The organism is Streptomyces sp. AHU1, from assembly GCF_045343905.1.
Lineage (GTDB): Bacteria > Actinomycetota > Actinomycetes > Streptomycetales > Streptomycetaceae > Streptomyces > Streptomyces triticiradicis.
Genome location: NZ_CP174283.1, coordinates 3,765,811 through 3,778,957 on the forward strand (window position 1 = coordinate 3,765,811; position 13,147 = coordinate 3,778,957).

The 13,147-nt window shown below is 71.6% G+C and carries 10 protein-coding genes; 5 read left to right on the forward strand and 5 right to left on the reverse strand.

Features of this window, described 5'->3' with window-relative positions:
- The first annotated feature begins 119 nt into the window (after positions 1-119).
- The 3 genes from ACICHK_RS16840 to ACICHK_RS16850 all read left to right on the forward strand — a co-directional run bounded on the left by ACICHK_RS16840 (position 120) and on the right by ACICHK_RS16850 (position 5,267).
- Positions 120-1,409, forward strand: a complete 1,290-nt coding sequence (locus ACICHK_RS16840) for an LCP family protein (RefSeq protein WP_406837547.1) — start codon at positions 120-122, stop codon at positions 1,407-1,409.
- 246 nt (positions 1,410-1,655) lie between these two features.
- Positions 1,656-3,431 (forward strand): LCP family protein, encoded by a 1,776-nt coding sequence (locus ACICHK_RS16845; RefSeq protein WP_406837548.1) that lies wholly within the window; start codon positions 1,656-1,658, stop codon positions 3,429-3,431.
- A 120-nt stretch (positions 3,432-3,551) separates the two neighbouring features.
- Positions 3,552-5,267, forward strand: coding sequence for an LCP family protein (locus tag ACICHK_RS16850; RefSeq protein ID WP_406837549.1), 1,716 nt, complete (start codon positions 3,552-3,554; stop codon positions 5,265-5,267).
- A 112-nt stretch (positions 5,268-5,379) separates the two neighbouring features.
- On the opposite strand, the gene ACICHK_RS16855 is transcribed toward ACICHK_RS16850, so the two are convergent.
- A complete protein-coding gene (locus ACICHK_RS16855) occupies positions 5,380-6,411 on the reverse strand; it encodes a glycosyltransferase family 2 protein (RefSeq protein WP_406837550.1) in 1,032 nt (343 codons plus the stop codon).
- 305 nt (positions 6,412-6,716) lie between these two features.
- Between ACICHK_RS16855 and ACICHK_RS16860 the strand changes: the two genes are divergently transcribed.
- Positions 6,717-8,084 (forward strand): LCP family protein, encoded by a 1,368-nt coding sequence (locus tag ACICHK_RS16860; protein ID WP_406837551.1) that lies wholly within the window; start codon positions 6,717-6,719, stop codon positions 8,082-8,084.
- Between the two features lie 66 nt (positions 8,085-8,150).
- On the opposite strand, the gene ACICHK_RS16865 is transcribed toward ACICHK_RS16860, so the two are convergent.
- Positions 8,151-8,699, reverse strand: coding sequence for an acyl-CoA thioesterase (locus tag ACICHK_RS16865; RefSeq protein ID WP_103550675.1), 549 nt, complete (start codon positions 8,697-8,699; stop codon positions 8,151-8,153).
- A 118-nt stretch (positions 8,700-8,817) separates the two neighbouring features.
- Between ACICHK_RS16865 and ACICHK_RS16870 the strand changes: the two genes are divergently transcribed.
- A complete protein-coding gene (locus ACICHK_RS16870; RefSeq protein WP_406837552.1) occupies positions 8,818-10,119 on the forward strand; it encodes an LCP family protein in 1,302 nt (433 codons plus the stop codon).
- 97 nt (positions 10,120-10,216) lie between these two features.
- On the opposite strand, the gene ACICHK_RS16875 is transcribed toward ACICHK_RS16870, so the two are convergent.
- The 3 genes from ACICHK_RS16875 to ACICHK_RS16885 are packed head-to-tail and all read right to left on the reverse strand — an operon-like array spanning position 10,217 to position 13,132.
- A complete protein-coding gene (locus tag ACICHK_RS16875) occupies positions 10,217-11,164 on the reverse strand; it encodes a hypothetical protein (RefSeq protein WP_406837553.1) in 948 nt (315 codons plus the stop codon).
- Positions 11,161-12,456 (reverse strand): protein phosphatase 2C domain-containing protein, encoded by a 1,296-nt coding sequence (locus tag ACICHK_RS16880; protein WP_406837554.1) that lies wholly within the window; start codon positions 12,454-12,456, stop codon positions 11,161-11,163. Before ACICHK_RS16880 ends, ACICHK_RS16875 begins: the two co-directional genes overlap by 4 nt.
- Positions 12,457-12,466: 10 nt before the next feature.
- Complete coding sequence (locus ACICHK_RS16885) at positions 12,467-13,132, reverse strand: VWA domain-containing protein (RefSeq protein ID WP_151471253.1); 666 nt, start codon at positions 13,130-13,132, stop codon at positions 12,467-12,469.
- Between the last annotated feature and the right edge of the window lie 15 nt (positions 13,133-13,147).

Here is a 13,147-nt window from a genome sequence, read left to right on the forward strand (position 1 = left end):
CGGCCCGCCCGGACCTCCCCGCACACCGGGCGCGTCCCCCGTTCGGCCCATCACCGGCCCCCCTCGCCCGCCGTGCCGGGACATGGTCGTAGGAGCAGTCAGACACGCTCGTACGCGCCATGAGGGGTGGTGGTCCCGACGTGACCGACACCACGGGCACTCCCTCCCCGGACCCCGGGAAGCCGGAGCGGGGAGCTTCGCCCACCGGGGCCGGGCGCCGGCGGCGGCGCTGGCTGCGCTACACCTCGACCGCGGTGGCCGTGGTGGTCCTGGGCGCCGTGGCGGTCGGCTGGGTCGCGTACGAGAAGCTGAACGGGAACATCACGGCCGACAACGACGCGGCCGCCGAGCTCGCCCGGTACGAGAGGGAACGGCCCACCGCGCTGGTGCGCGGCGCGCAGAACATCCTGCTGATCGGCTCCGACTCGCGCTCGGGCGCCGGGAACAAGAAGTACGGGCGCGACTCGGGGACGGAGCGGTCCGACACCACGATCCTGCTGCACCTCTCGGCGGACCGGGACAGCGCGACCGCCGTGTCGCTGCCCCGCGACCTGATGGTGAAGGTGCCGGACTGCCGGCGCCCCGACGGGACCCGCACCGGCCCGATGTTCGCGATGTTCAACTACGCCTTCGAGGTGGGCGGCTCGGCCTGCACGATCCGGACCGTCGAGAAGCTCACGGACATCCGCGTCGACCACCACATGGTGGTGGACTTCCACGGCTTCAAGGACATGGTCGACGCGGTGGACGGCGTCGAGGTGTGCCTGAAGGAGCCGATCGACGACAAGGCGGCGAAGCTGCGCCTGCCCGCGGGCAAGGTCGTACTGAACGGCGAGCAGGCGCTCGGCTACGTGCGCGCCCGCAAGAGCATCGGCAACGGCAGCGACACCGACCGCATGGACCGCCAGCAGAAGTTCCTCGGCGCGCTGATCAGCAAGGTGCGCAGCGACGACGTCCTGCTCAACCCGGCGAAGCTGTATCCGGTGCTGGACGCGGCCACCTCGTCGCTGACGACCGACCCGGGGCTCGCGAACCTGCGCGGCCTGTACGACCTGGTCCGCGGCATGCGTGACATCCCCACGGAGAGCATCCGGTTCCTGACCGTGCCCCGCACGTCCTACGTCCTCAACGCCAACCGTGATCAGCTCGTGGAGCCCGAGGCGGCCCGGCTCTTCGCACGGCTGCGCGCGGACAGGCCCGTCGCGGTCGCGAAGGAGCCGTCCCAGGGGCCGGGCCGAGGGCGGTCACCCCATTCCGTAAGCCTGTACGGGAACGCGTTCCGCGACCACGAAGAGGAGTCGGACGACGACGGAATGTCGACGGCAATAGGGGTCGTCCGCCTCTCCGGAACCCCCGATCCGGCTCCGACTTTCCGGGGCAGCACGGCGGCCCAGGACGCCTGCGGGTAAAGCATGCGCCAAGGCAGGGAACGGTCCGGCTAAGAAGTCTCTGAAAATAGGGCGGATTGCCCGGTTGTAGGAACGTCGAATTTGTCACGGCCGTCGCTCCGCGCTGAACTGGGCGGATAGTGTGAGCGATCCGGTGCACCCGGCCACGAGGTCCGTCCTGGGGGTCGCGCACTGCTTGACCGAGACCCGAGCGCCTTTTGAGGGGGAAAGGGCGCCGCGTGGCCCCGACGGAGGATTCAGACAACCGTGGACGCGCAAGGCCGTAGGCGGGCGGACAACATCGACCCCGCAGACCAGTGGGTGCTCAACCCGAACACCGGCGAATACGAACTGCGACTGCCCCCTTCCGGAGCGCAATCGGGCGTGCCGCGACCGCGGAGGGGTTCCCCTTCCGCCGCGACGCGCACCCGGAGCGCGCCGGTACGAGACCGCGCCGCACCGGGACGGGACCGCGAGCGCGAGGCGCCGGGCCGGGACCGCGAGGCGGCCGGAACCGACGTGCCGGGGCCGCGCCGCCGGCGTGCCGAGCCGCCGGAGCCCCTTCCGGGGCGGCGGCGCGGGCGCAACAAGCCGCCCAAGAAGTCGAAGGCGAAGAAGATACTGCTCTGGACCGGCGGCACCATGGCGCTGGTCCTGGTGGCCGTCTCGGGCGCCGCGTACGCCTACCTCAAGCACCTCGAGGGCAACGTCCACACCGAGGACGTCGGCGGTTCGGCCAAGGCCGGCTTCAGCAAGGACGAGGCCTTCAACATCCTCATCATCGGCACCGACAAGCGCACCGGTGCGGGCAACGAGGGGTACGGCGACAAGAACAGCGTCGGGCACGCCGACACGAACATCCTGCTGCACGTCTCCAAGGACCGGACGAACGCGACCGCGATGAGCATTCCGCGCGACCTGATCGTCGACATCCCCGAGTGCAGGTCGAAGCAGGAGGACGGCACCGAGAAGGTGATCCAGCCCTCGGAGAACGTCCGCTTCAACACCAGCCTCGGCCAGGAGGGCCGCAACCCCGGCTGCACGATGGACACGGTCAAGGCCCTCACCGGCATCACGGTCGACCACTTCATGATGGCCGACTTCAACGCCGTCAAGACGCTGACCACCGCGGTCGGCGGTGTCGACGTCTGCCTCGCCAAGGACGTCAACGACGCCGACTCGCACCTCAAGCTCTCCGCCGGCGAGCACACCATCGAGGGCGAGCAGGCCCTCGCGTTCGTGCGCACCCGGCACAGCTTCGGCAACCAGGGCGACCTCGACCGCATCAAGGTGCAGCAGCAGTTCATCGGCTCCCTGATGCGCAAGATGAGCTCCGGCGACACCCTCACCAGCCCGACCAAGCTGGTCAAGCTGGCCGAGGCCGCCACCAAGGCGCTCACCGTCGACACCGGCATCGGCAAGGTCAGCACGCTCAAGGACATGGCCCTGGAGCTGAAGAAGGTGCCGACGAAGAACATCACCTTCACCACGGTCCCGGTGATAGACAACCCGGCCGAGAAGGTCCACGCCACGGTCGTGCCCAACCCGAACACGGCCCCGGCGGTCTTCGACGCGATCAAGAACGACGTCTCCTTCACCGCCGTGAAGCAGAAGGAGAAGAAGGAGAAGGCCGCGGTGGCCGCCCGCCTCAAGGGCACCCGTTCCGCCGCGTCCGACATCCGCGTCGACATCTACAACGGCGGCGCCCAGGCGGGCTCCGCACAGGAAACTCTTAACTGGCTGCAGAATGATGAGGGCGTGCTCAAGTCCAGCCAGCTGGGCAACGCCGACGCACCGCTGAGCAAGACGACCCTGGAGTACTCTCCCGACCAGGCCGACCAGGCACGCAAGCTGGCGGATCTCATGGGTCTGTCCGGCTCGGCGATGAAGCCCGGCGAGAGCGAGAAGAACTCACAGGGACTGCCCGCGATCGTGCTGACCCTGGGCAAGGACTTCAAGGGCGCCGGAGTGCCCTTGACCGCTGCGACGAAGGCGCCGGACGTGGAGAAGTCCACGGCGGACAAAACAGTGTGCGCGAAGTGACCTAACGGGTCCGTCAGGCGTCCTACAGGGCGCGAACGGCGTCCGGCCGGGCGTGGGAAACGCCCGGCCGGACGCTCGGCGGACCCGTTTGTCAGGCGCAGGGTGGGGAGAGGCTGGGAGATGGCGCAGAGCAGTGTGCGCGGGGAGGGAGCACGACCACGTGTCCCGGGGGCCGGCGAACTGGGCTGGGACGACAGCATGTACGGCGAGGGCGGCGAGTCCGTCCGGACGGCGGACGGTGTCCGTGACCGGGCCGGCCGTGACGGCGACGGAGCGCGTCCCTCCGAGGACGCCGTACCGCACGGCGGGGACGACGACGGAGGCCACGGGAACACGGGCCGCCCCCGGCGCAGACGTCGAATACTCCGCTGGTCGGCGATGGTGCTGTCGGTCCTGATACTCGGCACCGCGGGCGCCGGTTACCTCTACTACCGGCACCTGAACAGCAACCTCAAGAAGGACGACCTGAACATCGGCGACGCGAAGGACCGCGCCGCGAAGACCAAACCGAACGCGGCGGGCCAGACCCCGCTGAACATCCTCCTGATCGGTTCGGACGCCCGGAACTCCACCGAGAACCAGAAGCTCGGCGGCGCGAGGGACACCTTCGACACACCGCCCCGCGCGGACGTCCAGATGCTGCTGCACCTGTCCGCCGACCGCACCAACATGTCGGTCGTGAGCATGCCGCGCGACACCCTGCTCCAGATACCCAACTGCACCGACTCGAAAACCGGGAAGACCTACACCGCGAGCACGTCGCTGACGATGACGAACGACTCGCTGGGCCGCGGCGGCCCCGGCTGCACGGTCGCCACCTGGGAGAAGCTGACCGACATCCACATCGACCACTTCATCATGGTCGACTTCGCGGGTGTGGTGTCGATGGCCGACGCGATCGGCGGCGTCCCCGTGTGCGTGGACGCCAACATCTACTCGCACACCTCCACCGGCCACGGCTCCGGGCTGAAGCTCGAGAAGGGCACGACGTCCGTCAAGGGCAAGCAGGCCCTGCAGTGGCTGCGCACGCGGTACGGCTTCGAGGACGGCAGCGACATCGGCCGGACCAAGGCCCAGCACCAGTACATGAACTCGATGGTGCGCCAGCTGCGCGAGAACGCGACGCTGAGCAACCCGGGCAAGCTGCGCGGCCTCGCGGAGACGGCCACCACCGCGCTGACCGTCGACCAGGGCCTGGGCACGGTCACCAAGCTCTACGACCTCAGCAAGGAACTGAAGAAGGTCCCCACCAAGAGCATCACCATGACCACCATGCCGTGGGTGTACTCCAGCGACGGCAACCGGGTGCTGCCCAAGCCGACGGACGCGGACAAGGTCTGGCGGCTGCTGCGCGAGGACATCCCGCTGGACGGCAAGGGCAAGAAAAAGAAGAAGGAGAGGACCTCCTCGGATCCGGCCGCGGCGGACGACAAGATCGCGGTGCAGGTGCGGAACGGCACCCGCACGACCGCGCTGGCCCCGGTGTCCGGACGCGCGAGCGCGGTGAGCGAGCTGCTCGTCGGCGAGGGGTTCACGCAGGCGAAGGCCGACCCGTCGACGGTGACCGCCGAGGCGAGCACGGTGATCCGCTACCCGAGCGCCGATCTGGAGGGCGACGCCCTGCGGGTCGCCAAGGCCCTCGGGATCTCGACCTACGCGGTGGAGAAGTCGGAGGACGTCTCCGGGATCACCCTCGTCGTCGGCGCCGACTGGCGGGAGGGCACGACGTACAAGGCGCCCGAGGACGACGACGCGACGCCCGAGTCCGCGAAGCTCGACAAGGGCTCGGACACCGAGGCCTGCATGCACGTCAACCCGGACTACACCTGGTCGTAGGACAGGCCGGCGGCATACGGGTCGGGCCCCTCTCGCGTGCGAGAGGGGCCCGACCCGTATGCGGAGAGCTCCCGCCGGAACCGGCCGCGCGCTCCCGCGCGGCCGGAGGGGATCACTCGGCGCCGCTGAGGACCGCGGGACGCCGGGACGCGATGACCTTCCTGGCCAGCGCCTTCGGGCTGGTGAGGAAGCCCCAGCCCCACGACATGTGCATCGTCGCGAGGGCGACGGGGATCTGCAGCCGGGCCTTCGCCGGCAGCCCCTTGCCCGCGGGCAGCGAGCCGAGTCCGATGGCCGCGAGGTAGCCGGCCGGGACGACGAACCCCCAGGGCGTCAGCGCCGCGCCGACGACCACGCCCGCCGCTATCGCGCAGACGGCGGTCGGCGGGGCGAGGTAGCGCAGGTTGATGGAGCCCTCGTGATAGCGGGCGACGACGTGCCGCCAGCGGCCGTAGTCCTTGTACTGCTTGGCGAGCGCCTTGACGGACGGCCTCGGCCGGTAGGACACCTTCAGCTCGGGCGAGAACCAGATGAGGCCGCCGGCCTCACGGATGCGGAAGTTCAGCTCCCAGTCCTGGGCGCGGATGAACTCCTCGTTGTAACCGCCCTGCTGCTCCAGCGCCTCGCGCCGGAACACCCCGAGGTACACGGTCTCGGCCCGGCCCGCCTCACCGCCCGTGTGGAAGGCCGCGTTGCCCACGCCGATCCTCGACGTCATGGCGGCGGCGACGGCGTGCTCCCAGTCGTTCTCGCCCTCGGCGTGCATGATGCCGCCGACGTTCTGCGCGCCGGTCTCCTCCAGGAGCCGTACCGCGGTGGCGATGTAGTTCTGGGAGAGCATGCCGTGCCCGTCGACGCGCACGACGACGGGGTGCCGGGACGCCTTGATCGCCGCGTTCAGCGCCGCGGGCGTACGGCCGGTGGGGTTCGGCACGGTGTGGACCCTCGGGTCCTCGCGGACGAGTTCGGCCGCGATCTCGTCCGTCCGGTCCGTGGAGGGACCGAGCGCGATCACGACCTCCATCTCGCCGTCGTACCGCTGCGCCAGGATCGCTTGGACGGCCCCGCGCAGATGCCGCTCCTCGTTGAGGACGGGCATGATCACAGAAACGGCGGGGGACCGCACGTCAGACTTCTCGCTCATCGGAGCTCACGTTACCGCGAACGGGGGACACGGTCGCGCGCCGCCCGGCGTAAGGACCGGGCCGCAGATCGTATGGGCCTACGGTGCTCGCGGATCCCCACGCCCATCGGAACGCGGCTCCGTCCGGCCCCGCGGAACGCTTCCCTCCCCCGTCCCGCCTCGCGGAGGTGTCCCCCTTGCCCACACCGCCCCGCTCCCCCGTCCGCCCCCAGCACCCCCCGCGGCCGTCCCCGGCGCGGCGGCCCGCCCGGCGTGCCGACGGGCGCCCCGGGCGGCCCGGGCGCCGCAGGAGGCCGCGCTGGGCCATGCGGGTGCTCACCACGGTCTCCGTGGTGGTCCTCGCCTCGGCGGGCATCGGGCACGCGGTGCTGAACAGCCTGGACGCGGACATCGCCCGGGTCGACCCGTTCAAGGACATGAAGAACCGGCCCGAGGCGGGCCACGGCATGAACCTGCTGCTGGTCGGCACCGACGGCCGGGAGAAGGTCACCCAGGCGGAGCGGCGGAAGTACCGGCTCGGGGGCGCGCCCTGCCACTGCACCGACACGGTCATGATCGTGCACATCTCGGAGGACCGGGAGCGCGCCAGCATCGTCAGCCTGCCCCGCGACTCCTACGCCGAGGCGCCCGCGCACACCGACGCGGTCACCGGCGCGTCGCACGGCCCCCACCCCCTCAAGCTGAACGCGGCGTACGCGGAGGGCGGCCCGACCCTGACCGTGCGGACGGTCGAGAACATGACCCACGTGAAGATCGACCACTATCTGGAGGTCGACTTCACCAGCTTCATGAAGACGGTCGACGTGCTCGGCGGCGTCCGCGTCTGCACCGCGCAGCCGCTGAAGGACAGGTACACCGGCCTCGACCTGACGGCCGGCCCGCATCTGCTGGGCGGCGGACAGGCCCTCCAGTACGTGCGGTCCCGGCACACCGACGGCTCCTCCGACCTCGGCCGGATGAAGCGCCAGCAGCGCTTCCTGGCGGCGCTCGTCTCCCGGGCCACGTCGTCCGGGGTGCTGCTGAACCCGATGAAGTTCCGGGACGTGACGCGGGCGGTGCTGGGCTCGGTGCGGGCCGACAAGGGCTTCGGCACGGACGAGCTGCTGGACCTGGGCCGGGCGATGCGGAACTTCTCCCCGTCCTCGTCCGAGTTCACGACCGTGCCGATCGGGCAGATGGCCTATGCCGTCAAGGGCGTCGGCTCGACCCTGAAATGGGACGGGCCGAAGGCGCGCAAGCTCTTCGAGGCGCTGCGCGAGGACCGGCCGCTCGCGACGCGCGGGGCCGCCCCGCGGCCCAGGGCCGTCCAGGTCGCGGTGGCCCCGCAGCAGATCCGGGTCCAGATCGAGAACGGGACCGCCACGGCGGGGCTCGGCAGGCGGGTCGACGGCGCGCTCGCCGCCACCGGGTTCCGGACGACGGGCCGGCCCACGACGGGCCGCGACTCCGCGGTCCGGCGCACCGTCGTCGCGTACGACCCCCGCTGGGACCGTTCGGCGAAGTCCCTCGCGGCCGCGCTGCCCGGCGCCGAGCTGCGCGCGGTTCCCGGGCAGGGCCCGCTGATGAAGGTGACCGCCGGTGCCGACTTCAAGCGGGTGACGCGGGTACGGGCCGAGGATCCCACCCAGGGCGGGACCGGGGTGGTGACGGGAGACCAGGTGGTGTGCCCCTGATCACGGACACCCGCCGGAGCCCCTCCGGCACGGTCCGCCGGGCGGACGGGAACTGTCAGACAGGTCCTAGTCGTCGAGGCCTTCCGCGGCGCGCTTCTCGCGGAGTTCCACGATCGCCCGGCGGCGGGCGAGACGGTGGGTGCGGCGGATCTGCGCCTCCTGGAAGCGGCGTTCGTCACGCTCGGTCTCGGTGATGACCGGCGGCACCCGGCGGGGCTTGCCGTCGGCGTCCACGGCGGCGAAGACGAGATAGGCCGAACCGACCTGCTGCGGCGGGGTGGACTCGTTCCAGCGCTCGGCCAGGACCCGTACGCCGACCTCCATCGAGGTCCGTCCGGTCCAGTTGACCTGGGCCTTCACATGGACCAGGTCGCCCACGCGGACGGGTTCGAGGAAGGCCATCTCGTCCATCGAGGCGGTGACGGCGGGTCCGCCGGAGTGCCGCCCCGCCACCGCGCCCGCCGCGTCGTCGACGAGCTTCATGATCACGCCACCGTGCACCGACCCCAGGAGGTTCGTGTCGTTGTGGGTCATGATGTGGCTGAGGGTGGTCCTGGACGCGGAGGTCGGCTTGCCCGGGATGTCGTTTTCCGGGTTGGGGGCCTGTTCTGTCATGTCCTCCACCTTATGCCGGTCACGGAGCGGTCGATTTGCATCAGCTCTGCAACAGGCGTGACCCAGATCTCCTCGTTGTCTTGTAAGGCGCCTGGTGGGGGGCGGCACACTGGTCCGCATGAATGACTGGCCCGACGGGCGGACCGACGACAACGGCAGCAACCGCTACGGACGCGGCAGCGCAGGCGCACAGCCTGAGAGCGCCCGCGTCATGCGACAGGTCCGCCGCGGGCCCGCCGCGCCCGCACCGGGCCAGGGCGCGCCGCCGTACGGCGGCGGGGTCCCCCGGCAGCCCTCGTACGTCGACGGCCAGGGCCACGACGCGGGCCAGGGCTACGACAACGGGTACGACTCCGGCTACAACACCGGGCACGTGTACGGGAACGGGTCCGGCGGTCCGCAGGGGCCCGGCGGCGACGGCACGTACGCGCAGCGCCCCGCGCCGAACTGGCGACGCCGGATCAAGTGGACCGCGATCACGCTGGTCACGGCGCTGGTCGTGGTCTCCGTCGGCACGTACTTCTGGGCGGACTCCAAGCTCAACCGTGACGTCGATCTCTCCAAGGTCATAGACCGGCCGGAGACCGGCGAGGGAACGAACTACCTGATCGTCGGTTCCGACAGCCGCGCCGGCATGTCCGCCGAGGAGAAGGAGAAGCTGCACACCGGCTCCGCCGAGGGCAAGCGCACCGACTCGATGATGATCCTGCACACCGGCGACAACGGCTCGACGCTGATATCCCTGCCGCGTGACTCGGACGTCACGATCCCGAAGTTCCAGGGCTCCGAGTCCGGCAAGGTCTACCCCGCCTCGGCCCAGCACGTGAAGCTGAACGCGGCGTACGCCAAGGACGGGCCGACCCTGCTGGTCCGCACGATCGAGGCCAAGACCGGCCTGCACATCGACCACTACGTGGAGATCGGCTTCGCCGGCTTCGCGGGCATCGTCGACGCGGTCGGCGGTGTCGAGATGGACCTCGACCAGGGCTTCAAGGACAAGTGGTCCGGCGCCGACTTCAAGGCGGGCAAGCAGACGCTGAACGGCGAGCAGGCCCTCGCCTTCGTCCGCACCCGGCACGCCTTCGCCGCCTCGGACCTGCAGCGCACCAAGAACCAGCAGAAGTTCCTGGCCGCCCTGGCCCACCAGGTCGCGACCCCCTCGACGATCCTGAACCCGTTCAAGCTCTACCCGACGATGGGCGCGGGCCTCGACTCGCTGATCGTCGACAAGGACATGAGCCTGTGGGACCTGGCCGACATGTTCTGGGCCATGAAGGGCGTCACGGGCGGTGACGGCAAGTCCATGAACATGCCGATCTCCGGTTCCTCCGGCGGCAACCTCGTCTGGGACGAGGCGAAGATGAAGACGCTGGTGAACCAGCTCAAGAACGACGAGAAGGTCACGGTGTCGGGCAACTGACCCGGCACCGCCCGCCCTCGCCGACGGCCTGATCCGGCGTCGCGCGGGGCCACCGGCCCCATGACCCACCGGCACCGCGACGCGCGGTGCCGGTGGGTCATTTGCGCAGGGTGATGCGGCCCCGGGTGCGGGGGCCGTCGAACTTCGAGCGGTCGACGACGGGCCGCGGAGCCGGTTCCGCGGCCATGAGGCGAATCGTGTCGCGGCCCGCCAGGGCGGTGCACCACTGCGCCAGGTGGGGGCGGGTGCCGCGGGGACCCGACGCCTCCTCCCAGAGGTCCCGGACCGCGTCGGCCCGCCGGTCGTCGAGGACGCCGGGCAGCGGCCGCAGGGGCCCGCCGGGCGTCACGTACGCGTCCTGGCTCAGCACACGGCCCGCCACCAGGGCCGCCTTGTAGCGGTCGCTGTCCACCGTGGCGACACCGGCGGCGGCCAGCGGGTCGTGCCAGTCGGGGGTGTCCGCCTGTTCCAGGACCGGGGGCCGCCCGGCCATGCGTACGCCGTCGCAGTCCAGCAGGTACGGGGCGGGCGCGGGCCGGACGGTCCACAGCACGTTCGCGTGCGACACGTCACCGACGACCAGCCCCAGGGCGTGCAGCCACCGGAAGAGTCCGAGCACGGCGACGACCAGCGCGAACCGCTCGGCCGGCGAGGGCTGCGCGACCGCCTGCCAGGCCGGCCTCGGCGGCCGGAGCAGATAGGACAGGTCGGTCAGCCGTGCCTCGCCGCGTGAGGTCCGCCAGGTCATGGAGTCGGGCGCGCGGCGCATCAGGAAGCCGGTCGCCCGGCCGCCGTCCATGACCCGGCACAGCGGCCACGCCGCCTCCCGGTCCAGACGCTCGCGGTCGGCCGGGGCGAGCCCCTGGCGCAGCGCCACGAGCGCCGCGAGTTCCCCGCCGTCGGCCTTCCCCGGCTCGCGGTAGCCCTTGTACAGCAGCCGGCCCGGACCGGCCACGTCGTACACCTCGCCCTGGCCGCCGTCGCCGATGCGTGCTCCGAGGGCGAGCGAGCCGAGCGTCACGTCGGCGCCGTCGTCGGCGCTCACGGCACGGCCTCCCACAGGACGACGGCGGTGCGGTCGTCGTCGTACGACTTCACCCGGTACTGCAGCTGCCACAGGAAGTCGGCCGGCGCCGGCACCGCGCCCCGTCCCCATCCGGCCCCCAGGAAGTCCCGCATTCCCGCGTCACCGGCGAGCGGCGTGGACAGGCCGTCCGTGCACAGCACGAGGACGTCGCCGGGCAGGGCCGGACCCAGGAGCAGGGCGCGGGCCCGGTGGCCGTGCGGCAGCGCGGCGGTGCGGGTCTCGATCATCCCGTCGCCGTCGTGCTCGGGGTCCGTGAGGGACAGGTTCCACTCCCCGGCGCGCAGCAGCGCCGTGCCGCCGTCGCCGACGGCCAGGAAGCCGCGGGTGCGCACCCGGGGGTCGAGCGGCACGAGCAGGGCGCGCAGGGTGGTGGCGTACGCGGCGGGGTCGTCGCCGTGTTCGCGGGCGCGGTGCGCGAGCAGGGTCGCTATCCGGCCCACGGCGGTGTCCACCAGCGCGGCGAACCCTGGCCGGTCGCCGGCGCGCACGGTCTCCGCGAGCTCCGCGGACACGCCCTCCAGCTCCATCGCGGCGAGCCGGCAGGCCTCCTGGGAGCCGACGTGCGAGCGGGCCGCCGATCCCACGCCGTCCGCCACCACGAGCAGCAGCAGCCCGTCCGGGCCGGGCGCCCCGAGGCGCACCACGGCCAGGGAGTCCTGGCGCGGCTCGCCCTGGTACCGGTGCGAGTCCCCGCGCACCGACGCCGCCCGCACCGTCAGGGCCCCGTACCCGGCGCCGTCCACCACCATGTCGGGCGTCAGCGCCGCGGCCGGGTCCTGCCGGACCGAGGGGAGCTCCAGCGGCTCCGGCGCGTACAGCGGGGGCTTGGGACCTGAATGGAACGGCGCGCCGAGCACCGGGACGGCCCCGCCGTACGCGCCGGGACCGTCGGGCGCCGGTGGAGGTGTGCACGGAGGTGTGCCCACGGGGCCGGGCTCGTACGACGGAGCCGACTGCTGCGGGCCCTGTCCGTAGGAGAGGGCCGGGGCCGGGCCGGCGGACGGTGTCGCGGACGGCCCCGGCACGGCGACGGCCGCGCCGGACTCCGGCTCGGCGCTGAAGACCTCGTCCACGCTCTGCCAGGTCTCGTCCAGCGGATCGGGCTCTCGCGCGTCCGGCCAGTGGCACTCCGTCCGCCGGGCGGTCCGCCGGTCCCCGTCCGGCTCCCGCGGCCCGGGCTCGCGCAGGTCGGGCTCGGGCTGCCGCGGGCCGGTCCGGGACGGTCCGGCGGCGTTCATGTCGTTCCCCATCGGCGCGACCTCACAGCTTGTCGAGAGAGACGAGGGAGAAGCCGGGCACGGTGTCGTCCACGGCCAGCGTGAAGCCGTTGCCGCCGTCCGCGCCGATGCTGCCCGCGGACCGGACGATCGACCGCGTGAGGCTGGAGGCGAACTCGCGCAGCGCCTGGGCCGGTGACACCGAGGAATCCTTCTGCATGAACGCCCGGAAGTTCGCGACCCGGGCGATCGTCGACTCCTGCGCCTCGCCGATGCCGAAGGCGATGATCTTCGGGCAGAACCGTGACTGGGTGATCTCCTTGTACGCCTGGTCCCAGTCCGGATCGGTGGGGATGCCGTCCGAGAGGAAGAAGACCACGGGGCGGTACACCTCGTGGCCCTCCGCCTTCAGTCCCGCCACATCGGCCTCGACGCAGCGCAGCAGGGTGCGGAACGCGTCGCCGTACGAGGTGAGCCCGCCCGCGGCGAGCGCGGGGACCGAGTCGATGTCGCTGAGGTCGACGAGCGGCTGCAGCACGGTGGCGGTGTCGGAGAAGCCGATCAGGCAGAAGCGCGTCTTGTCGGCGACGGTCGGGTTGGTGCTGATCTCGTGGTGCAGGTCCGGGAGCGCGCCGTTGATGGCGTCGATCGGCTCGCCGATCATCGACCCGGACTCGTCGCAGAGCAGGTAGAAGGGCAGGATCTGCAAGGTCTCGTACCTCCG

Excerpts from the sequence above, each read along its gene's own strand:
- ACICHK_RS16840 (WP_406837547.1), top strand. The coding sequence starts at position 120 with ATGAGGGGTGGTGGTCCCGACGTGACCGACACCACGGGCACTCCCTCC.
- ACICHK_RS16850 (WP_406837549.1), top strand. The coding sequence starts at position 3,552 with ATGGCGCAGAGCAGTGTGCGCGGGGAGGGAGCACGACCACGTGTCCCG.
- ACICHK_RS16855 (WP_406837550.1), bottom strand. The coding sequence starts at position 6,411 with ATGAGCGAGAAGTCTGACGTGCGGTCCCCCGCCGTTTCTGTGATCATG.
- ACICHK_RS16860 (WP_406837551.1), top strand. The coding sequence starts at position 6,717 with ATGCGGGTGCTCACCACGGTCTCCGTGGTGGTCCTCGCCTCGGCGGGC.
- ACICHK_RS16865 (WP_103550675.1), bottom strand. The coding sequence starts at position 8,699 with ATGACAGAACAGGCCCCCAACCCGGAAAACGACATCCCGGGCAAGCCG.
- ACICHK_RS16870 (WP_406837552.1), top strand. The coding sequence starts at position 8,818 with ATGAATGACTGGCCCGACGGGCGGACCGACGACAACGGCAGCAACCGC.
- ACICHK_RS16880 (WP_406837554.1), bottom strand. The coding sequence starts at position 12,456 with ATGGGGAACGACATGAACGCCGCCGGACCGTCCCGGACCGGCCCGCGG.